This is a genomic window from Collinsella tanakaei (genome assembly GCF_030373545.1).
Taxonomy (GTDB): Bacteria; Actinomycetota; Coriobacteriia; order Coriobacteriales; family Coriobacteriaceae; genus Collinsella; species Collinsella tanakaei_C.
On the sequence record NZ_JAUDCO010000003.1, the window covers coordinates 152,939 to 173,378 of the forward strand.

The window sequence follows — 20,440 nt, forward strand, 5'->3', positions numbered from 1 at the left end:
ACCAATCCATCTTCAGTATGCAGTCGCGCGCCGGTTGAATCAAAGGAGCGCTGGTGACCTATTGGCACGACGCGTCAACCGACGCGTGACCGTATCGACAGGAAGGAGGCTCGATCGATTAACCCCACCCGCGGAATCAGCCCTCCCGCGGAGCGACAAGCCACGTGCCGAGCAGCATGAGGATGAGCGCAAAAACGAACGATGGCGCAAGCGGCGTGCGGAACAGCACGAACGCCAATGCGCTGCCTATGAACGGGTTCACCGCGTAAAACGCGCTCGTGCGCGCCGCACCCAGATCGCGCTGGGCACGCACGTAACAGGCAATCGACAGTCCGTATGCGACGAATCCCAACAGGAGCGCAAGTCCCGCGTCGGCGAGCGTCGGCACCGCATCGCCTACGCCAAGCGCCACGATGAGCGCACCTGCACCGGAGCCCCAGCCCTTGATGATGACGATGTGGGCGGGGTCGCACCCCGACAATCTGTTCGTGCAGTTGTTCTCGATGCCCCAGCACACGCATGCCGCGAGCGTCAGGAGGGGGCCGACGGAGAACCCCCATGCATCCGCATCCCACGACAAAAGGACGCACGCCAGGGTAATGGCGCCGATGCCCGCCGCCGTGCGCGCCGCCACTCGCTCACCGAACGCCAGGCGGGCGATAAGGGCGGTCGCGACGATCTCGAAGTTGTTCAGCAGCGACACGCTTTCCGCCGATGAGCGGGAGAGGCCCGCCATGAGCAGCAAAGGGGCAGCGATGTCGAGCGCGACCATCGCCGCCGCATACGGGATATCGGCACGCTCAAGCGGTCTCCCACGCGCTGCCGCCTTATCACCTCGCATGGCACGCGCAAACGCCAACACCGTCATGCCGGCACCTGCCCCCAGATACAACAGCGCCGCCAGCATGTTCGGCGCGATATCCGCAAGCAGCACTTTGGAAAACGGCGTGCTCAGCGCATAGAGCACCGCGGCGGCGAGGGCGGCAGCAACGCTTCGTCCCGCGCGGCCAGCTCCCATATGCCACCCCCCCCTGTTTCCGAACAAACTGTTCTATAGTTACGATACCGTCCGATAGCGACGGCGCTGCGGGACACCTCGCCGTGGGTGTCCCGTACTGAACAATTCGCCCGATATGTACCGTATCGTCGTAAGGACCGCCTATGGATCGCAGATTCGACCGAACCGAACGTGCTATCGCGAAAGCCTTTACCGAGCTCCTTTGCACCTCGAGCTACGCATCGATCACCACCTCTGAGATCATCGAACGCGCAGGTATAGGACGAAGCACGTTCTATGCGCACTACCACGGCAAAGACGACGTCCTGCGCGCCGTCGTCCAATCGATCTGCGACCATGTCCTCTCGCCGGTCGGTCCGGAGTCCGGACACGACTTCAGCGGCCACCATACAAGCGAGGCGCTCATCGAGCACACGCTCCTCCACCTTCGCGAACGCGAATCGGGCATACGCGCCCTCGTCTTCAGCGATAGCGCCGACGTGCTCGCGCGCTGCCTGCGCGAGCAGCTCGTCGTGCATATCGAGGACATGCTCCCCCACGCGCTTTCAGGAAACGCGGGAAGGATGGATCGGACATTCGTGGTGAAGTTCCTGGCAGGCAGCTTCCTCGATACCGCCCTGCGGTGGGCGCGCGACGGATTCGCCGAGAGCCCGCTGCGCATCGCCGAGCAATACCTGCTGGCGGTGCGGCCGATGTTTCGGGAATGACAACAGCGAGGCATGCTAAGATGGCTTCGACCCAACGGGGTCTCTGACGAGGGCAGCCGTACCAGAATCGCAAAGACGGCGCACGATCTGGGAGGTTGCCATGGATTGGGTCATTCTTGTTGTGTCGGGTGCGATGGAAGCCGTGTGGGCCCAAGCGCTCGACCGCTCCGAGGGCTTCTCGCAGCCCGTCCCCACGGTCATATTCCTTATCGCGGTCGCGGCGAGCATGTTCGGACTCAGCCACGCCGTCCGCACGATCCCGCTGGGCACCGCCTACGCCGTCTGGGTCGCCATCGGGGCCGCACTCACGGTCGCGTGGAGCGTCCTTACGGGAGCCGAGCCGTTCTCGTGGGCAAAGCTCCTGCTCATCACGGGCCTCGTTGCGTGCGTCATCGGCCTCAAGCTGGTCGGCGAGGCGTACTGAAACGACGGGAATGGGTTGAACGGAACACGTCCCCAACCAACCCATTTTTGTCGGCTACCCGCGCGGACGATACCAGGTGAGAAGCTCGTCCGCGGCATCGGCCGGCAGGTCGCGCAGAGAGAGACCGCCGACTTCACTTGCCGCGGTGCGCGCGGAGAGCGTCGCCACACCGGAGCGGCGCTGGAAGGGATTGGCGCGAACCTCCATGTGCTGCAGACGGGTGCGCGGGGCGATCACGGTGAGCCGCGTGAGCCCGCCGGTGACGAGCACCAGCTCGCGAGCGGTATACCCGTAGCGTGCCGCACCCCAGGCGCGCAGCGCATCGAACACAAGGCCCGCAAGCAACGCCACGCTCAGCAGCACCGCTGCCACGAGCAATGGCTCCAGCAGCCACTCCACACTCGCAAGCAGTTCGGAGAGACCGAACAGCCAGTGCACACCGAAAAAGATCGCCGTCGCGAACGGCCACCAAATCGCGGCGCGCACCACGGCGCGGCGGCGCGCGACGGGTCCCAAGCGCTCCAGCTTCACGCCGTCCAGCACGCCCGCGTACTCCGGAAGCACCTGAGCAAGAAACGCATCGATCTCGTCCATGCGGATGAACGGATGCAGAAGCGTGGCGCCGGCGGGCTCGCCATCTGTCTCCCCCGGAGCGGAGACCACCTGCGCCGAGACCTCGGCATACCCGATGAGCTGGCGAATGATGCCCTGCCGCACTATCACGTACTGCACGCGCCCCGTCGCGAGCGCGCGCGACGAGCGGGAGAGCAAGCCGTGCTCCACCACAACGCGGTCGGCATAGCGCTCGACGCGATACCCCGCGTACCGCACGAGGTTGGCGGCAAACGAGACGGCTGCGCCCAAAAGCAGCGCGATGACGAGAAACGCCAGGACCACGGGCACAGCCACCGGGGCGATGCCCGCCACGAGCTCGTTGCCCCTGCCGACGACGTCGAGCAGCCCCCACTCGATCAGCTGGTTGGCCCCGTTGACGAGAAGGACCACGAGCGCGACGGCCTGGCCGCCCGCGCTCATCTGGGACGCCGCGGCAAGCGCGAGATCGCGGCTCGTAAGCGAGAAGGTGGCAAGCGGGCGCTCCGTGGCGGACGCGCTCTCGATTGCAGCTTCCTTTTCGCCCTCCCCGCCTTGATCGGCGGCGGCGCGCTTACGGCGGAAGAGCTCCGCGCGCAGGGCATCGGCCTCCCCCGCGCGAAGACCGGAGATCTCGGAGGCATCGCCCTCCGAGGCGGCAGCGCCCGTGTCGAGGTCGAGGGACATAAGGCCGAAGACGCGGTCGACTAGCGACGAGTTCATCGAAACCGTGTGGATATGCTCGTAGGGAATCGTAAGGCTGTGCCGATTGAGGATGCCCCGGCACAGGCGAACGCCCTCCGCCCTGAGCTCCCACGTTCTCGCACGCCAGATGACAAAGCTCACCAGCAGGCACACCACGAAGATGCCCGCGGCGGCCAAGACAAGCTTGAGGGTGACGGAAAAGTCTCCGGCAAAGAGGTCACCTGCCAGACCGAACGCCGCGAGCATGACCAGGCCGGACGCCATCTTGAACGCCTCAACAGGCACCGAGAGCGGATTTGCGCGATGCACGCCGAGAAGCGCTTCCGGAGTGGTATCCGTCTCTTCGAAGAGCGAGCGCCCCGGAACGGCAAGCTGCTCAAGCTCCCTCTCCAAGCTATCGACGTCAACACCCGGCGAGCACGGCGCATCCTTCTTGTCCACGCTCACACGTCCTCCTTGGCGAGGCGCGCGAGCTCGGCCACGCGGTCGCGCAGCTCGTTGGCGTCTGTCTCCGCAAGGCCGGGGATCTCGAAGCTCTCGCCGGCGGTGGAGATGGTCACCGTGGCCAGGCCGTGCGCACGAAGGATGGGACCCTGCTTGGTCTGCACGTGCTGGACGCGCACGAGGGGCACGAGCACGCGCTTCTTGGTGAAGACGCCGTGGTAGAGGTCCACGTCGGTGGGTGTGACGTCGTAGCGCCAGGTGGCCATCTCCACGCGCGGGGAGATAAGAAGGTCGCCCACGCAGATCAGCTCGACGATACCGGCAACCAAGTAGACCCAGAAGACGTCTCCGCCCAGATGGCGCACGATGAACCAGGCGGCAACCGCCAGCACGGCGACCACGGCGATACCGATGATGTCAGAGATGCACCATACGCGCATCATGCGCGGATCGAGACGGTGCGAGGGCAGGCTGCTCACAAGACTCCTTCGGTCGTATGGATGGAACCATTCTCGCACACACTGCCGCACAGACCAACGGATGGGATGTCCGCCCCCAGCGCCTCCGACGGCCGATTGCCCGGAACGCAGGCGGCGCATCAACGTACAATAACCCCAGAAGTTTTCGACATGCTGGACGGGTTGAACGGAGCACGTCCCCAACCAACCCTTAGAGGGGAGGCGCCATGTACGGAAAAGCGGAAACGCTGCAGCTGCTCGATCGAGAAGACATCGGCTACGAGTTCTACGAGCACGCCGCGGTCTTCACCGTGGCGGAAGCCATTGCCGCGGATATCCCCCACAGCGAGTTCGGCGCCAAGAACCTGTTCCTACGCGATGATAAGCACCGCGCGTACTACCTCGTCGTCTTACCGGATCAGAAAGGCGTTTCCCTCCGCGAAATCCAAGAGCGCCTGAGATCACGGCGCCTCTCGTTTGCGAGCGACCGAGACCTGGCAACGATGCTCGGCCTCATCCCCGGGTCGGTCACGCCGCTCGGCGTACTCAACGATGTCGAACACCGCGTGGAAGTCATCATCGATCGGGAGCTCGTCAACACTGGACGCGTGGCCGTGCACCCCTGCGATAACACCGCAACGGTTCTTCTTGCCACGAGTGATCTCATCAAGCTGCTGCGGCGGCACGGCTCCACGGTGCGCGTGGTAGCCCTGTAGCCGCTCGGTCTACTATCCCAGGAGTTTCGGCTAAAGCCTCTGGCATCGTGAATAAACGCCAGACGCTTTTTCACATGCTTGAACGGGGTATCCTCCAACTAAGCACGCTTTTAGGAGGTGGCCACGATGAAGATGGGGATGTGGATTGAACGCGCCGGTCGGGCACTGTCGATCGCGATTGTTATCTATCTGCTTCTTTGGCTGGCATGCATCCTCTGGTTCTGGTTGGGCATACCGTTTTCCGGCGGTGGGATCTTCGCCTACACGCTGCTCGTATACTACATCACGCTGCCCGCAGCCTCCGCCGTTGTCTGCTCGCTCGCGGGCTGGCGCACAGAGGCTGGAAAGGTACGCCTCCTCGCGCCGCTTGCCGGTGCATTGCTCTACGTTGCCGCTCTGTTGCTCACGTTCAGTTTATCTTCCGCCCTGGGTCTCGCAAACATAGCGCCCGTCGGTCTCGCGGCTTTCCTCGCGGGCCTTGCGCCCGGCATGATCGGCTTCGCTTGCGGGTGGGCACTGCGGCGACTCCGGGATAGCCGGCGCTGATGGCGACAAGTTTGTACCTGGTACCAACTTGTCACCTGACAGCATCTTGTCGCACCATTTTGCCGCTCAACTGGGACTCTACTGGCGGTCGAGTAAACTAAACCAGCTGTCGGTTGAGTGCGCTGCCCTCCCGTGAAACGATGGGCTCGCCACACACGCCACCGGGAAAGGACCGATCATGACCGCACAGAGCTTCGGCGCCACCATCGCAGCCCTTCGCAAGCAGAAGGGCATGACGCAGCTTGAACTCGCCCGCCAGATGGGCGTGACCGACAAGGCCGTCTCCAAGTGGGAACGCGACCTCTCGTTTCCGGACGTCGCCTCACTGCCCAAGCTGGCAGAGGTGCTCGACACCTCCGTCGACGAGCTGCTTGAAGTAAAAAGCGCCGCGCAGGAGGAGCCCGAGAACTCGACCGCAAAGGTCCCCGCCCTCGTCGAGCTTGTGCTCAAAGCCGTCGCACTCGCCATGGGCGTCGGCGTCACCGCCCTCACCATCATGGACGAGATCGAGCCGCGTCACGCGTTCTGCCTGCTCGGCATCGGCCTTGCCTGCCTTGCGCTCGTTTTGCTGTCCCACACCGACCAGACGGACGTGTGACAAGTTTGCACCTGGCACCATCTTGTCACCATCTTGTCAAAACGTTGACGGATTGTAGATTTCCGCTCCCTACCCTCTTGGAATAACCAGGAAGGGAGCGAATCCATGTCCAGCCCGAACGACTGCACTACCACGATCGGTGGCAACACGCCCCGCAGCAGCGCCGAATCCAACGCCGCCGCACGCAAGAGGCCCATGCTCGCCATCGCCCTCGTAGCAACGGCAGTCATCGCAGCCGCCGTCGTGCTCGGTCCCTCCGTCTGGACGTTTTTCTCCAACGGAGAAGCCGTCCGCACTTGGGTCGACGCACAGGGCGCTCTCGCTCCCGCCGCCATGGCCGCGCTCGTCGTGGCGCAGATCGTGATCGCCATCCTGCCCGGCGAGCCAGTCGAACTCGCCGCCGGCTACCTGTTCGGATTCTTCGAGGGCACCGCCATCTGCCTTATCGGAGGCCTTATCGGCACCCTCGGTGTGACCGCACTCGTCAAGGCGTTCGGCATGCGTGCAGCACGGACGTTCTTCTCGCAGGAAAAGCTCGAGAGCATCTCGTGGCTGCGCGATGCGAAGCGCTTCGAGCTCATCATGTTCATCGTGTTTCTGATTCCCGGTACGCCCAAAGACGTGCTCACCTATGCTGCGGGGCTCACCACGTGCCCCTGGCGGCGCATCGCGGTCATCGGTACGGTGGGCAGGATCCCCTCGATCGTGACCTCGACGCTCGCCGCCGGTTTCGCATCCGAAGGATCCTGGGTCGCTGCCGGCATCACGCTGCTCGTCACCGGCGTCATCATCGCGGTCGGTGCGGTAGCGTACCGCGCGCTCAGCCAGCGCGTGGCGCGGTGACCCGGCGACGCCCCATCTGCTTTGACAAGTTTGCACCTGGCGCCACCTGTCACCTGGCGCCACCTGTCACCTGGCGCCATCCTTGCACCTGGCGCCATCTTGTCCTCGGCATGAAATCGACGCAGGAAGCTATGAGGCACTCTTCCCCGGAATACGCCCGCCCACGGCTCGCTCGCGTCGCGGCGTGCGGATGCGGAACAGCCCGTGCCGGTTGCAATACGCAAAGATCGCGCCCGACATTCCCATGCGGATGCGCGCGGCGGCCTCCTGCTCCGGATAGAGCTTCACGAGCGTGATGCCGCCCGTGCTCACGTAGGCGATAAAGCTGATGTGGTGCTCTTTGGTCATGGGATGGTCGAGTGCGATGTACCACTCGTCCTCGATACGCTCCACCGCAATCGCATGGGCGTCATCCGGCTCCTCCGCCTCGCAGGGCGCCAGTTGCACGCCGCAGCACGAAAACGACCCCTCGCCCAACGCATGGATCACGTTGCCGCACACGGGGCACACGTAGAACTTGGAGCGCATGAGGTTCGCCGCCCGGTTGGCGTTTTGGCGCACATCGCCCGTCAGCAGCTCGGCAACAGAGACGCCGAGCGCGGCGGACAGCTGCTCCACAAGCGAGATATCGGGCAGGCCGCGTCCGGATTCCCATTTTGATATCGCCTTGTCCGTCACGCCGACGGCGTCGGCAAGCGCGCGCTGGGTGAGCCCGCGCTGCTCGCGCAGGGCCTTGATGGTCTCAGCGGTCAGATACGATGCCATGGAGCCCGTCTCCTTTCAGCCGGCGCCTTATGCGCCGCGTCGTTCATTCGTGCCCCAGTATGCCCCGCCGATTGGGAGCGCGCCACCTACGGACCGTAGAGTCGCCCGCGTCGTAATTCACTCGCGTGCGCACGGCATCCGTCCGCCGACCATGCACGCCGGATCGCGCATGCCACCATCGACAAGTACGACGTTGGGTACACTTTGCCTCAGACCAGCACGGACGCCCCGTTTATCCCACGCACTGAGAAAGGCACCCGCTATGAACGTACGCATCATCGCCGCCGGCGCGCTCGCAGCGACGCTCACCCTCCCCCTGTCGGGCTGCTTCGGCATATTTGGTGACACGGCGGATAGCCCCGTCGACTCACTCACCAACCTTGTCGAAAACGCCGTGGAGGCCGCCGACCAGCTCCAAGACGTCGAATGGGGCAAGCTCAGCCGCGCCGTGGTGCGCGATGCCGCCACGGGCGATGTGGTCGCCGAGGTCACCGACCAGCCAACGATCGAGGCCGCATTCGCATCGTTCAGCTCGGAAAACGGCCTGACATCCAAACCGGAGAACGCTGAAGAATACCTGATTGAGGTCTGGCAGCCGACGACCGTAAAGCTGGGTGAAGATGCCGCCGATGCCGAAGAGATCCAAATCCTCGAGGCAATCACCTATCGCGACTCGAATGTGGTGACCCTCACGGTGACGCCCCTCGATCTCACACTCCATCTCGACACGTCTGCCGGCACTGCTGACGCATTGCGCGCGCTTGCCGAGTGACAAACCCCACAGCAAGAGGAGGCCACCATGCCACGCAAGCCCATCGCCCAGCTCTCGTTCACCCAAATCTACCCCCTCCTCGTACAGAAGGCCGAGCGCAAAGGCCGCACGCGCGAGGACGTCGATACCGTCACCCGTTGGCTCACCGGCTACAGCCGCGACGACCTTGAGCGTCAGCTTGCGCGCGATGTGACCTACGAGGCCTTCTTTGCCGAGGCGCCCTGTCTGAATCCCAACCGCACGCTTATCACCGGTAAGATCTGCGGGGTCGACGTGGCGACCATCGAGGATCCCATCGAGCAGAACGCCCGCTATCTCGACAAACTCGTGGACGAGCTTGCACGCGGGCGCGCGATGGATAAGATTTTGCGCCAACCCCCGAAGTCATAAAGGCAACCGAGGCGGCCCGCTGCTTCAACTGCCGCAACGGACATGGACCTGACACCGATGCTTTGCGAAGGGAGGGCCGAGATGCCCGACGCACCGATTCGAATCAAACGTGAACTCGAGGCGATCGCCGACCCCGCATACCGGGCGTTCCAGGCTAAGCTTGTGCCCACCGTCGACACCGAGCGCATCCTCGGCGTGCGCACGCCGGCGATTCGCGCGTACGCCAAGCGACTCGTCCGCGAGCGCGCAGACGACATTCGCGCTCATCAAGCAGCCCTGCGCGACACTACCGCTCTTTGAGCACAAACCGACACGCCTCGACGCCTGGACGCACAACAAGGCGCTCCAAAAGGCGCGCGAGAGCCGTCGCATCTCCCCTGAGCAGAAGGCCTATCTGCAGTCGCTCAAGGTCTAGCAGGTGCGCTACGCCAGAAACGATTCGAGCGCGGCAAGCCCGGTCTCGAACCGCTCGCGATGGTGCTGCATGTGATTGCCCGGGCCGATCGAGCACGCCACCTCACAACCCCGATCGCGCAGGATGTCGGCGCACTGCTCCATGTTGTCCAGCACGCTGTGCATGATGGGCGCGCCGGCCTTGGGCTCCTTTTTGCCCAACGAGAAGAAGGCGTATTTCCCGGCGCCTTCAAACGGGAGCTCGCGCAGATAGTCGACCCAGCCCTCGTACCACAGCGAACCCGACAGGCACGCGCATGCCGAGAAGATGCGGTCGTGCGTGAACGCGTACAGCGCGAACAGGCCGCCGAGCGAATATCCGCAAATCGCACGGTGCGCGGGGCGGCGCGCCCCCGTCTGCGCCTCGACGAGCGGCACCACGGTCTCCCGCAGCTCGGCCAAGGTCGCCGCGGCATCGCCGGCGAAACGCGGGGTCCCGCGGCGCAGCGGCGCTGCCTCCCAGGGCGTAAGGGCGGCGCTCCACGTGCGGACGGGCACGCCCACGACCGTCGCCGCGCGGCCGGTCGCTATGGCCGCCAAGCCGGCGGGATGCTCGGGGGAATCGATTACGTAGATAACCGGCGAGGTGTCGCCCGCGCTACCGCGGTAGACCTCGACGCCCGTGATGTCGATGTAACCCATGCGCTATCCTCTCGCCCGCATCCGCGCAGCTCGCACGGCGTTTGCGACAAGACTGCCGCCCGCCTTTGCCGCACCGACAAGCCCGCGCCCCGCTGCGACGGCAACCGAGTGAGCAACCTCCGGCGCCTTGCGAGCAGCGACGCGCGCTGCCTTTGCCGCCTGCTCCTTTGCCACCGCCCCCATTTTCTCGGCAGTGCTGTCGAGGCGCTCCTCAAGGCGAGTCGCCGCACGTCCGGAAAAGTTCCGCTGTCCCTTGCTTGCCAACGCGGCACCGCCCGCGATTGCAGCGATACCCGGCCCGGGCAGCACGCACAGGGGAACACCCACGATGGCAAGCGCCGTACCGGCGGACATCTGTGCGGCGCCTATGACCTTCCTGCCCATCGGAACCAGCACGCCGGCATTTCCTTGGCTGGAAGAGGAACGATTTTTTCTCCGATTCATGGCACATCTCCGCACGGGCAAGCTGGCTGTCGTTGCATCACCTATACCCACGAACAGGCGTGTTCGAGCGGGTGCGGGCAAAATCGGGAAAGACGGAACATTCGGGAAACACACTCCCGCGCTCCGAGCGGCAGCGCCCTAATCCTCCCGATGCTTCGCCGCGCGACGCTCGTCGCGCAGGCGGATGCGGTCGAGTGCCGCCTCGGCTGCCGAGAAGCGGCATCCGCAGTAGTTCTGCCGGTACATCCCCAGCTCGCGCGAACGACGCGTGGCTTCGGGATACCAGGGGCGAAAATCGCGGATGACCGGGGTGAGCCCACGCGCCCTCGCCAGGCGCTCGAGCACGTCATTGCAGGTTTCGAACAGCTGGTAAGGAGACACCGCGAGCGTCGTGGCGACATGGTCGAACCCCTCCGCCTCGGCTACGCGCACGGCCTCGGCAAGCCGCAGCGCATAGCAGGCGCGGCACCTCCGCTCACGGTCGCGCGCGCCGATGGGCGACACGCCGCGCTCCCATGCCGCGTAGTCCTCTCTCGCTTCGATAAGCGGAATGTCGTTGCCTGCGCACCAGCGTCGCAGTTCAGCCAAGCGCCGATCGTGCTCATCGGCAGGCTGGATGTTCGGATTCGTCCAGCAGATCGTAGGCTCGAACCCCTCTTCTGTCAGCAGGCGCATCGGCTCGAGCGAGCACGGCGCGCAGCAGGCGTGCAGCAACAAGCGGGTCATCGAGACCCCCTCTCCATCGGATTTGCCGGGTTGGTTGGGGACGTGTTCCTTTCAACCCGTTCAGCAGATTCATCTTGGCAAGCGGGCAAATGGGTTGGAAGGAACACGTCCCCAACCAACCCGCGGCGGGCTTCCTCCCCTTCCGACTCATCGCCCTCGCCGAAAAACGAGACGCCCCATTCGGTATCCTCGCAGTACACAATGCGCGCGTCGCGCACAATGGCCCGCACATACTCCCAATCTCCCGTGCAGCCTGAAAGATGCAGCACGGCCACCAGGTAGAACACGAGCGGCCAGCCGGTTGTCGCGCCGAGCACGAGTAGAAGGGCAGTCACGACCACCGTGGGCGCGAGCGCGATTACGAGATACTGGCGACGCGTGTACACGATGTCCTTGGCGCAGGCGTACAGCATGCCCGCCTTCCAGTTGGCGCCGAACGTCACGCGGGTGCCGGCGGGCGCGAACAGCTTAAAGAAGACGGCGTGCACGACCTCGTGCGCGGCAAGGGATGCGAAGCAGCCGACAGAGCAGATCGCGAGCCACCAAAACGACGGCGGCATGCCCTCGGCGCCCTCCCCGGCAAAGACGGCGCGAAGCTCCATGCCGGGCAGCCCCAACAGCTGCGGAATCCCGGCGGCAAACCACACGATGCCGAGGACCGCTCCGACCGCGATCACCGCGGCCGATGCGCGCAGCATGCGCCTCTGAAATCCCCTGTCCTCGAAGGTTCGTATGTCGGCGATCTTTCTCATGTGCCCAAGGATAGCATGCGCGGCATCCATCACCGTCCCGCCCCCGAAGCTCGCGGCATTCCGGCACACCCTCGAGGCCTCCCCGTCGGCCGTCTCTGTCGTTTTTTGCGGGTTGCGACGCAGGGGTGCCACGCTGCGTGCATGTGCGATAATGGGTGCCCGAATACGCAACGACCCCCATCAGGAGCGACAAGGAGCCCTCATGGCACACAAGCTCAGCAAAGATACCCGCCCGTCGTGGCCGCACCGCGCCGTCGTCACCGCCGGCATGCCGTACGGCAACAAGAACCTGCACTTCGGGCACGTGGGCGGCGTGTTTGTCCCCGCGGACTTCTTCGCGCGCTTCTTGCGCGACCGCCTGGGCAAGCAGAACGTGATCTTCGTCTCGGGCACCGACTGCTACGGCTCCCCCATCATGGAGGGTCACCGCAAACTCGTCGAGTCGTGCGGATCGGACTGCACCCTGACCGATTATGTGCAGGCCAACCACGACCTCCAGCAGGCCACCATCGATGGCTTCGAGATGCAGCTCGATCTGTTCGGCGGCTCGGCGCTCCCGCCCGCGGCCCCCATCCACAACCAGACGACCGCCGAGGTCATCGAGCGCCTGAACGAACAGGGCGTGCTTCACAAGCGCGCGACCAAGCAGTTCTTTGACGTCAAGGCCGGCCAGTTCCTGAACGGCCGTCAGGTCATCGGCCGCTGCCCCATCCAGGGTTGCAAGTCCGAGAAGGCCTACGCCGACGAGTGCGACCTCGGCCATCAGTACGAGCCCGAGGAGCTCATCGCACCCAAGTCCGCCCTTACCGGCGAGACCCCCGAGCTGCGCCCCGTGGATAACATCTACTTCGATCTGCCGGCCTACCTCGACTTCCTGAAGGACTACACCGCCAAGCTCGAAGCTGACGAGACCGTGCGCCCCGTGGTATCCAAGACCATGGAGGAATGGCTGCTGCCCGCGCAGATCTACATCCAGACCAAGTTCCGCGAGGCCTTCGACGCCATCGAGGACCAGCTGCCCGACCACACCGTGACCGAGGCGGAAGGCAACAAGAGCTCCTTCACCGTCACCTTCCCCAGCTGGGAGGAGCGCGACGCGGCGCATGCCGTGCTCGCCGCCGGCGGGGTGCGCTTCCGCTCCGGCAAGGCGCTCGTGCCGTTCCGTATCACCGGCAATATCGAGTGGGGCGTGCCCGTGCCCGACGAGTGCGGCTGCCATGGCCTCACCTGCTGGGTGTGGCCCGAGAGCCTGTGGGCGCCCATCAGCTTCACGCGTACGGTGCTCGCCGAGGCCGAGGCCGCCGGCATGACGGATCGCTACGCCAGCGCCGACTGGCACGACTGGTGGTGCAGCCCCGAGGCGCACGCCTACCAGTTCATCGGCCAGGACAACATCTACTTCTACGGCATCGCGCAGACGGCGCTGTGGGAAGCGCTCGGCTGCCACATGGAGCAGTCGACGCTCGTGGCCAACTACCACGTGCTCTACATGGGCAAAAAAGCGAGCTCCAGCTCCCAGACCCCGCCCCCGCCCGCCTCGGAGCTCCTCGACCACTACACCGCCGAGCAACTGCGCGCGCACTTCCTGTCGCTCGGCCTGGGCGAAAAGCCGGTGAGCTTCTCGCCGAAGGCCTACGACACGCGCGAGACCGGCAAGAACGCCGACGGCACGCCGCTGCTCGCCCGAGACGACAAGCGCGTCATCGACCCGGTCCTCAAGGAGGGCGCGTTGCTCACCGGCGTGTTCAACCGCCTGGCGCGCTCCTGCTTCTACGGCGTGGCGCCCAAGGAGGGCGACGAGGCAGCATACCGCAGCGGCTGCATCCCCACAGGAGCTCCCGATACCGAGGTGATCGATGCCTCCGAGCAGGCTATCCTCGCGTTCGAACAGGCCATGCACACCTTTGAGTTCCACCATGCGCTCGGCGTGTGCGACGCCTACCTGCGCACCGCCAACAAGCGTTGGAGCGATGCGAGCAAGGCCGCCAAGAACGCCGAGGACGACGCCGCGATGGCGCAGGCGCTCGTCAACGCCTTCCATGAGCTGCGCGTGGCGACCGTCCTCATGCACGGCATCGTGCCTGCGGGCTGCGAGCTCATCTGCGAGCACTTTGCCATCGAGCCGGATACGTTCTTCTCGTGGGACCACATCTTCGACACCTGCGACGAGCTCGTGGCGAGCTTGGGCGAGCAGCCCGGATGCCACCGCGTGGTCCCGCTGCCGCCGCGCTTCGACTTCTTCGAGAAGCACCCGAGCCAGCAGTAGCGCCCCTGCCGCCGCGCTCCCAGCCAGCAACGGCGCGCTCCCCTATCCGGCCTCAACAGACCGCCCCGCCGCGACATGCCATCATGGCAGCCGCTGCGGGGCGATCCGCTTAGAGGTATCCGTCATGCGTCGGCATGCCCCGCACGGGCGACGAGCAGCTCTGCGTCGACGGTGACACGGCGGATCCGGTCGTGCGGCAGCTGCGTGTCGTCCACCCCGAAGAGCAGCGGGGTCATGCGCAGCAGATCGGCCACCTGGTCGGGCGCAACATCGCAGGTGGCGCAGGCGCGCACGCGCCGTTCGAGGACCATATGGCGCTCGAGATGCTCGACGACCCGCCGGTTCGAATGGTGCGCATGGCGCAGGCGCTCGCCCGCGAGCTCACGCAGCTCGATCATGTGCCTGGGGCCCGGCACGATCTTGACGAGCATCCCATCCGCGGAAAGCGCACGCGTGAACTCGGCGTAGTTTGCCGGCGTGAAGATGTTGAGGATGCACCCGAGCGCGCCGTCGCGCACAGGAAGGTTCGCCACGTCCGAGACGAACCAGCACACGCGATTGCCCCCACGCGCGGCGCGAAGAATCGCATCGCGGGAGGTGTCGAGTCCGATGATGGACACGTCGACGCCTTCAGCCAGGGCCTTAGCATAGTACCCCTCACCGCAACCCGCATCGAGCATGGGGCCGGCAAGGTTCGTTGAGGCGAGCACGTCCTCGAGCGCCTCGAGAACGTGGCCGTAGAATCCCGCCGCAAGGATCTTCGACCGGGCATCGAAGAAGCCCGCATCGTACTCGTCGCGCACGGCACGGCGCATGAGGTTGACATAGCCCTTGGCGGCGATATCGAAGCCATGGCCCTCCTCGCACCGAAGGCTCGCGTCGCGCACGTGCATCCGCGCGCCGCACAGCGGGCAGCGCAGCAACTCGGCGACACCGACGAACTTCTCGATACGCGCGGGATTCATCGGACGCACCAACCTTTCGCATGCGATATGAAACGAAAACGGTCTCGCCGCGTCTGGGCCATAAGACCGAACAGTCCCTCCCAACCAAGGGCCACCTGTCGATTATGGCATGAAACGAAACGGACGGACGGGGCCGGCGAGCGCCCGCACGAGCGCGTCATGCCGCAGGCCCCCACGTCGCGCGTGTCGAGGTTTTGCGGGGACAGGCGCGCTCTGGTCCCGTGCGGGCGCTTGGGGCATAATCGAGAAGTTTTGTTGGCAACAAGATGTCGGTTTCGTCCGGCGGGTGGAAGGATCAGGTATGGCGAGCATGCTGCAGGTACGCCCAGCGCGCGCGGAGGAGGCCGAGCGCGTGGCGGAGATTCTCGAGGACGGTAAGCGCACAATCGCCCAATTCGGCATCGAGCAGTGGCAGCATGGCTACCCGAACATCGAGAGCGTGAAGGCCGATATCGCCACCGGCTCGTGCTATGTGGCAGAGGACGCCGATGGTGCGCTCGTGGGAACGCTGGCGCTGCTTTCCGGCATCGATCCGGAATACTGCCGCGCACGCATCGCCTGGCTGACGGACAACCCGTGCGAGCAGGACGGCGAGACCCCGTATCTTGCCATCCACCGCAGCGCCACCGCCGCCGAGGCGCTCGGGCGCGGCGTCATGGGCGCCATGTTCACCGCAGCCGAGCAGATCGCCCACGACCGCGGCGCCTTGAGCATCCGCATCGACACCCATCCGGGCAACCGCGCCATGCGCGCGTTCCTTGCCAAACAGGGCTACACCGAGCTTTCCGCCTTCGAACTCACGCAAAAGGGCGGCGCCGAGACCGACCTGACCCGCATCGCTTACGAAAAGCTCGTATAGGCACCAAGCGGCCGCGCGGCTCCCCTACTCGTGCTTACCGTGGGAGTTGCGCCAGATCTCGCGGCCGAGGGCCAGCGCGAGCACGAGCGCGGACAGGTACCCCAAAAACCCGATGACCGGAATGCCGAAGATGACCGGTTCGATCTTGGCGTAGTACACCACCGACGAACCGATGAACAGGCCCGCGATCACGATGGCCATGGACATGCGGTCCACGATGCCGCCCACGCGGCGCAAGACGCGCTCGCTGCCGAGCACCTGCGTGTTGATCTTGAGCTGGCCGCGCGTGAGCATACGCGAGGCGAGCCCCAGCTGGTCAGCCGCCTCGAGCAGGCCCTTTGCCGCCCGCACCGAGGCATGGGCCATCTCGCCAGCGGTGTCGGCCGCGCGCGCAAACGAGCTCTTCTCGTTTTTGATATGGGCGGAGATGATCTCGACCATGTTCACGTCGGGCATGTACTCGGAAAGCAGGCCCTCGAGCGTCACCATGCCGCGGGCGAACATCGTCACCACGCTCGGCAGCTCGACGTCGTTTTTGCGCGCCAAACTCACCAGCGAGGTCAAGAACTCGCCGATATCAAGGTCCTTCAAGTCCAAGCCGGCGAAATCGGCGACGATGAAGTCCAAGTCGGACAGAAACGTCGAATGGTCGAGCTCCGAGGAGTCGCCGCGCGTCACCGCGAAGCGCATGAGCGAGTCCTTGAGCTTGGGAACGTCGTTTTCCGCCACGGAGAAGATGATGTCCTTCACGATCGAGCGGTCATGGTTGGACATGCGCCCGACCATACCCAAGTCGATGAAGTAGATGACGTTCTCCTTGCAGATGATGTTGCCCGCATGCGGATCGGCGTGGAAAAAACCATCGTCGAGCACCTGCGTGGAGTAGTCTTCCACGATGCGAGCGCCGAGCTTCTCCAGGTCGTAGCCAGCCGCAACGAGCGCCTCGGGGTCGGCGATGGAGATGCCGTCGACGTAGTCCATGACGACGATGTGCTCGGTGCACAGCTCCTGATACGAACGCGGGCACGAAATCCCCCGCGTGTCCTTATGGAACTCATGGAAGTCGCTTAAGTTGCGCGCTTCCATGATGAAGTTGGTCTCCTCGCGGAAGGACTGCCACAGCTCCTCAACGACCCCGTGCAGATCCACGAACTGGTCGGTCTTGACGAAGCGCGAGGCGGTCCGCACGATGGACCGCATGATGTCGATGTCCTGCGCCATCACCTGCTGGGCGCCGGGGCGCTGGACCTTGATGGCCACCTCCTCGCCCGAAAGAAGGCGCGCGCGATGGACCTGTGCGAGCGAGGCGCTGCCGAGCGGCTTGCGATCGATCCACTCGAACACCTCGGACACCTTGCGGCCGTACTCTGCCTCGAGGCAGTCGCGAATGACCCAGAACGGCACGGGCTCCACGTCAGTGCGCAGGCGGCGCAGCTCGTCGCAGAAGCGCTGGGGCAGAATCTCGGACCGGTTGGCCAGGATCTGCCCCATCTTGACGAACATGGGGCCGAGCTCCTCGAGCATGCGGCGCAGGCGCACCGGCGTCAGGTCGTGCCACGCCTCGTACTTGCGCACGATGGCGAAGATCTCGGCGATGCGCTTGCGGCGGCCCTTCGCCGTGAGCTGGTACTCCTCGGTGGGAGCCATGACCTCGGGTTCGTCCGGGACGACGTCTTTGGCGCGCGGGCGGCGGTGAAGGCCGTGCGCGATGAGCTCCTCCTCGTTGTCGAAGACGAGCGTGTCATCGGGATCGAGGCGATCGCGGCGCGTGCTGTTCGGGGTATCGGCTGCCATGATTCGGTGCTACTCGGCCGTCTGCTCGCCCTCGGCAGCGGGCTCGGCGTCGGCGTCGGCATCAGTCTCGACCTCGACGGCTTCCACCTTAACGCTGACCGTCGCATCGTCGACCTTGCTCACGAGCTCGGTCACATGGTTCACGAACTCGCTGCGCTCAGCAGCGGTCATGGGGCGGACGCGGGCCAAGATCAGCTCGTCCAGGATGCGCTCGGCGACGGACTCGCCCTGGTTGCTCAGGCGGTCGGTCACGTCGCTGAACATGCCGCCGGCGCGCTCGAACACGTCGGACATGGAGCGCGCGAAATCCGGCGTCTCGGCGTCGGCGCGGACCTCCTCGCCCTTGGCGGAGAGGCTGTCGAGCACCTCCTTGCCCTTCTCGGCGGTGAGCGCCGCGGCGCCGAAGCCGATGTTGACCATGTTGTTGACGATCTTCTCAAAAGACGTGGCCATCACTTGCTCCTTAGAACGAGGGTTTCAGACAACATTTCTACCCTTGTACCCACATCCTAGCATGTCGCCCCCGATAGCGCCGACATGCGCCGAGGGGCCCGGGCAACGCGGCCCGGGCCCCTCGGAATCGGTGACGCATGAAGCGGCAGCTCTAGTTGTCCGACATCGAGAAGGCGTTTTTCATCGCGAGGCTCGTGGTGTACAGCACACGGCCGAGCAGCGCATCGGTCTCGCGACGCAGGTCATCGGCCATGTGCTCGTTGGCGGCCGTAAGCGCGGCGGGCACCTCGGAGACGGGCAGATCGGCCACGGAGGCATCGGTCTCGCGCAGCATCCGATGGGCAAGGGAGCCCATCTTGAGCTGATAGCGGTCGATATGCGCCGCGTTGTCATGGAAGCGGGCGTCGGCGAGCGCGGCGATGATGCGGTTCTCCCAGTAGAAGCTCTCGCTCGTCACGCGGTCGGTCGTGTTCTCCAGATATTCGGGCATCGCATCCACGTTCGCGTAGAGCGGCACGAGCGCGTTGAACGGGTTGGAACCGAACGCCATCCACTGGATGCAGGCGCATTCCGGTGCGACATAGGGGCGGATCTGCAGCACGGCGAGCTGGCCGTTGCGGTTGATGCCGATCGGACGGTACGCGTTGCGCGACGCTTCGGTACCGCGCCGTCCATAGCAATCGTAGGGCGTGCCCTGGTAGTGGGCGGACAGCACGTACTTGACGTCCTCGATGGTCACCTTCCGCTCGGGCACGCGGCTCCAGGGGATGTCGTCGGACTCGGGGCTGTAGGCGGCGTGCGGGCCGTCCCATCCGTCGTGCGGATTCAGGCAGCGCTGCATGTACCAGGCGCGCGGCGTGTTGTACACGTGATCGGAATCAGAGTGCGAGCCGAACGCCTCGCGCGGATTGAAGACATCGCCCGCGAGCAAGCTTGCTCGCACGTCCTCGATCAGCTCATCGAGCTCGTTGAAGTACTCCTGGTCCTCATCGTCGTCGCACGCGTCTGCAGGCGCGCCCGCGTACAGCTCATCGATGACATCATCGAGCGCATCGCCTCGATACATCGTGAGATCGAGGTGGTTCTCCTCCATCCACGTGCGCAGATCGGCGCTCGCCATATGCTCGACCTGCTCGCCCTCGGCATCAGCCAGGTCGAAGTAATCGATGCCCAGCTGGTTGGGCATGGTGACGTAGGCGTCATCGGGTACGCGCTTGGCGATCCAATGGTGCCCGCCGATGGTCTCGAGCCACCAGATCTCGTCCGCGTCGGAAAACGCGATGCCGTTCATCTCGTAGGTGCCATAGCGCTCGAGCAGCGCGCCCAGACGCTCGACACCCTCACGGGCAGAGCGGATATAGGGCAACACGACGGTCACGAAATCCTCTTCGCCCAAGCCGCCGGGTACCGCGGGCGCGTAGCCCTCTTCTCCCTCTTTGCCCTGGGCGGGAACGTACTCCACGAGCGGATCGGCGCCCAGCACGCGCTCGTTGCTCGTGATGGTCTCGGTGGCGGACATGCCCACGTTCGCGGTGTTGAAGCCGGCGGCCGCCCAGATGCCATGGCCGGGCAGGGCATCGGGCACGCTCGTGTAGCGCATGGGGTCGTCAGGAAGCTCGATGGTCAGGTGCGTCTCAACGCTCGTGTAGGTACGCGGCTGATCCTCGGGCTTGATCACGGCCATCCGCTTGGGCTCGAACTGCCCGCCGGGGGAATCCTCGTTGCGCGCCACGATCGTCGACCCATCGTAGCTCGCGTTCTTGCCCACCAGAATCGTCGTGCAGGGCATGTGCTCCTCCTTCTCGCATCGCGCCCAAGGCGCACCGATAAGACGTCCGCCCCTCAGTGTACCCGTTTGGTCACTCACCACGCACCCGCGCCAGACATCGTGCGCCCAAAGCGTCCGGAGCATGTACACCGCACCGCGCGAATGCGCCACATGAGCCCCAACCAAAGTCCCTAGCCAGAGCACCCCACGTGACCCTTCGGCCTTCGAGCCGCGAAACGGGCTGCAAGCGCTTGGCCCCGATACGCCGAAGGCCCTCACCTTCCCGAGCGATTCCACAGCGAAGCGAGGACCAGCGAGGGAGGGTGAGGGCCTTCGGCGTA

At 65.0% G+C, this 20,440-nt stretch carries 23 protein-coding genes; 11 read left to right on the forward strand and 12 right to left on the reverse strand.

Annotation, left to right across the window (positions count from 1 at the left end):
• Positions 1-136 precede the first annotated feature (136 nt).
• A complete protein-coding gene (locus QUW00_RS03545; protein ID WP_289613021.1) occupies positions 137-1,018 on the reverse strand; it encodes a DMT family transporter in 882 nt (293 codons plus the stop codon).
• Between the two features lie 143 nt (positions 1,019-1,161).
• Between QUW00_RS03545 and QUW00_RS03550 the strand changes: the two genes are divergently transcribed.
• Positions 1,162-1,725 carry a TetR/AcrR family transcriptional regulator gene (locus QUW00_RS03550; protein WP_289613022.1) on the forward strand — a complete coding sequence of 188 codons (564 nt, stop codon included), beginning with the start codon at positions 1,162-1,164 and terminating at the stop codon, positions 1,723-1,725.
• Between the two features lie 100 nt (positions 1,726-1,825).
• Positions 1,826-2,149 carry a DMT family transporter gene (locus QUW00_RS03555; protein WP_289613023.1) on the forward strand — a complete coding sequence of 108 codons (324 nt, stop codon included), beginning with the start codon at positions 1,826-1,828 and terminating at the stop codon, positions 2,147-2,149.
• A 54-nt stretch (positions 2,150-2,203) separates the two neighbouring features.
• On the opposite strand, the gene QUW00_RS03560 is transcribed toward QUW00_RS03555, so the two are convergent.
• A complete protein-coding gene (locus QUW00_RS03560) occupies positions 2,204-3,892 on the reverse strand; it encodes a PH domain-containing protein (RefSeq protein WP_289613024.1) in 1,689 nt (562 codons plus the stop codon).
• Complete coding sequence (locus QUW00_RS03565) at positions 3,889-4,368, reverse strand: PH domain-containing protein (RefSeq protein ID WP_289613025.1); 480 nt, start codon at positions 4,366-4,368, stop codon at positions 3,889-3,891. The genes QUW00_RS03560 and QUW00_RS03565 overlap by 4 nt, the downstream gene beginning before the upstream one ends.
• Positions 4,369-4,574: 206 nt before the next feature.
• On the opposite strand from QUW00_RS03565, the gene QUW00_RS03570 reads away from it, so the two are divergent.
• The 4 genes from QUW00_RS03570 (at position 4,575) to QUW00_RS03585 (ending at position 7,050) form a co-directional block, all read left to right on the forward strand.
• The gene (locus QUW00_RS03570; RefSeq protein ID WP_289613026.1) at positions 4,575-5,063 is read left to right on the forward strand and encodes a prolyl-tRNA synthetase associated domain-containing protein; all 489 of its coding nucleotides are present in this window, start codon (positions 4,575-4,577) and stop codon (positions 5,061-5,063) included.
• A 126-nt stretch (positions 5,064-5,189) separates the two neighbouring features.
• A complete protein-coding gene (locus tag QUW00_RS03575; RefSeq protein WP_289613027.1) occupies positions 5,190-5,609 on the forward strand; it encodes a hypothetical protein in 420 nt (139 codons plus the stop codon).
• Between the two features lie 178 nt (positions 5,610-5,787).
• Positions 5,788-6,207, forward strand: coding sequence for a helix-turn-helix domain-containing protein (locus tag QUW00_RS03580; protein WP_289613028.1), 420 nt, complete (start codon positions 5,788-5,790; stop codon positions 6,205-6,207).
• A gap of 105 nt (positions 6,208-6,312) precedes the next feature.
• Entirely contained in the window at positions 6,313-7,050 is a 738-nt protein-coding gene (locus QUW00_RS03585; protein WP_289613029.1) for a TVP38/TMEM64 family protein, read from the forward strand.
• Between the two features lie 129 nt (positions 7,051-7,179).
• Here QUW00_RS03585 and QUW00_RS03590 read toward each other — a convergent pair whose 3' ends face one another.
• A complete protein-coding gene (locus tag QUW00_RS03590) occupies positions 7,180-7,815 on the reverse strand; it encodes a helix-turn-helix domain-containing protein (protein ID WP_289613030.1) in 636 nt (211 codons plus the stop codon).
• 262 nt (positions 7,816-8,077) lie between these two features.
• Between QUW00_RS03590 and QUW00_RS03595 the strand changes: the two genes are divergently transcribed.
• The 3 genes from QUW00_RS03595 (at position 8,078) to QUW00_RS03605 (ending at position 9,277) form a co-directional block, all read left to right on the forward strand.
• On the forward strand, positions 8,078-8,587 hold the full coding sequence (locus QUW00_RS03595; protein ID WP_289613031.1) for a hypothetical protein: 510 nt from the start codon (positions 8,078-8,080) through the stop codon (positions 8,585-8,587).
• Positions 8,588-8,614: 27 nt separating this feature from the next.
• Positions 8,615-8,977 (forward strand): DUF2200 domain-containing protein, encoded by a 363-nt coding sequence (locus QUW00_RS03600; RefSeq protein ID WP_289613032.1) that lies wholly within the window; start codon positions 8,615-8,617, stop codon positions 8,975-8,977.
• Between the two features lie 81 nt (positions 8,978-9,058).
• The gene (locus QUW00_RS03605; RefSeq protein WP_289613033.1) at positions 9,059-9,277 is read left to right on the forward strand and encodes a DNA alkylation repair protein; all 219 of its coding nucleotides are present in this window, start codon (positions 9,059-9,061) and stop codon (positions 9,275-9,277) included.
• Between the two features lie 123 nt (positions 9,278-9,400).
• Here the strand turns inward: QUW00_RS03605 and QUW00_RS03610 are convergent, their stop codons facing one another.
• The 4 genes from QUW00_RS03610 to QUW00_RS03625 form a co-directional block, all read right to left on the reverse strand.
• Positions 9,401-10,072, reverse strand: coding sequence for an alpha/beta hydrolase-fold protein (locus QUW00_RS03610; RefSeq protein ID WP_289613034.1), 672 nt, complete (start codon positions 10,070-10,072; stop codon positions 9,401-9,403).
• 3 nt (positions 10,073-10,075) lie between these two features.
• A complete protein-coding gene (locus QUW00_RS03615; protein WP_289613035.1) occupies positions 10,076-10,468 on the reverse strand; it encodes a hypothetical protein in 393 nt (130 codons plus the stop codon).
• Positions 10,469-10,654: 186 nt separating this feature from the next.
• Positions 10,655-11,242, reverse strand: coding sequence for an epoxyqueuosine reductase QueH (locus QUW00_RS03620; protein ID WP_289613036.1), 588 nt, complete (start codon positions 11,240-11,242; stop codon positions 10,655-10,657).
• On the reverse strand, positions 11,239-11,940 hold the full coding sequence (locus QUW00_RS03625; protein WP_289613037.1) for a DUF3267 domain-containing protein: 702 nt from the start codon (positions 11,938-11,940) through the stop codon (positions 11,239-11,241). Before QUW00_RS03625 ends, QUW00_RS03620 begins: the two co-directional genes overlap by 4 nt.
• A gap of 256 nt (positions 11,941-12,196) precedes the next feature.
• Between QUW00_RS03625 and QUW00_RS03630 the strand changes: the two genes are divergently transcribed.
• Positions 12,197-14,260: a class I tRNA ligase family protein gene (locus QUW00_RS03630; RefSeq protein WP_289613038.1), complete on the forward strand. Its 2,064-nt coding sequence runs from the start codon at positions 12,197-12,199 to the stop codon at positions 14,258-14,260.
• Positions 14,261-14,382: 122 nt separating this feature from the next.
• On the opposite strand, the gene QUW00_RS03635 is transcribed toward QUW00_RS03630, so the two are convergent.
• Positions 14,383-15,225, reverse strand: a complete 843-nt coding sequence (locus QUW00_RS03635; protein ID WP_289613039.1) for a putative RNA methyltransferase — start codon at positions 15,223-15,225, stop codon at positions 14,383-14,385.
• Between the two features lie 301 nt (positions 15,226-15,526).
• Here QUW00_RS03635 and QUW00_RS03640 point away from each other — a divergent pair, with 301 nt between their 5' ends.
• Positions 15,527-16,084, forward strand: a complete 558-nt coding sequence (locus QUW00_RS03640) for a GNAT family N-acetyltransferase (RefSeq protein WP_289613040.1) — start codon at positions 15,527-15,529, stop codon at positions 16,082-16,084.
• Between the two features lie 24 nt (positions 16,085-16,108).
• On the opposite strand, the gene QUW00_RS03645 is transcribed toward QUW00_RS03640, so the two are convergent.
• The 3 genes from QUW00_RS03645 to QUW00_RS03655 all read right to left on the reverse strand — a co-directional run bounded on the left by QUW00_RS03645 (position 16,109) and on the right by QUW00_RS03655 (position 20,120).
• Positions 16,109-17,878, reverse strand: a complete 1,770-nt coding sequence (locus tag QUW00_RS03645; RefSeq protein ID WP_289613041.1) for an ABC1 kinase family protein — start codon at positions 17,876-17,878, stop codon at positions 16,109-16,111.
• Positions 17,879-17,887: 9 nt separating this feature from the next.
• Entirely contained in the window at positions 17,888-18,331 is a 444-nt protein-coding gene (locus QUW00_RS03650) for a hypothetical protein (RefSeq protein ID WP_289613042.1), read from the reverse strand.
• Between the two features lie 151 nt (positions 18,332-18,482).
• Entirely contained in the window at positions 18,483-20,120 is a 1,638-nt protein-coding gene (locus QUW00_RS03655) for a C69 family dipeptidase (protein WP_289613043.1), read from the reverse strand.
• Between the last annotated feature and the right edge of the window lie 320 nt (positions 20,121-20,440).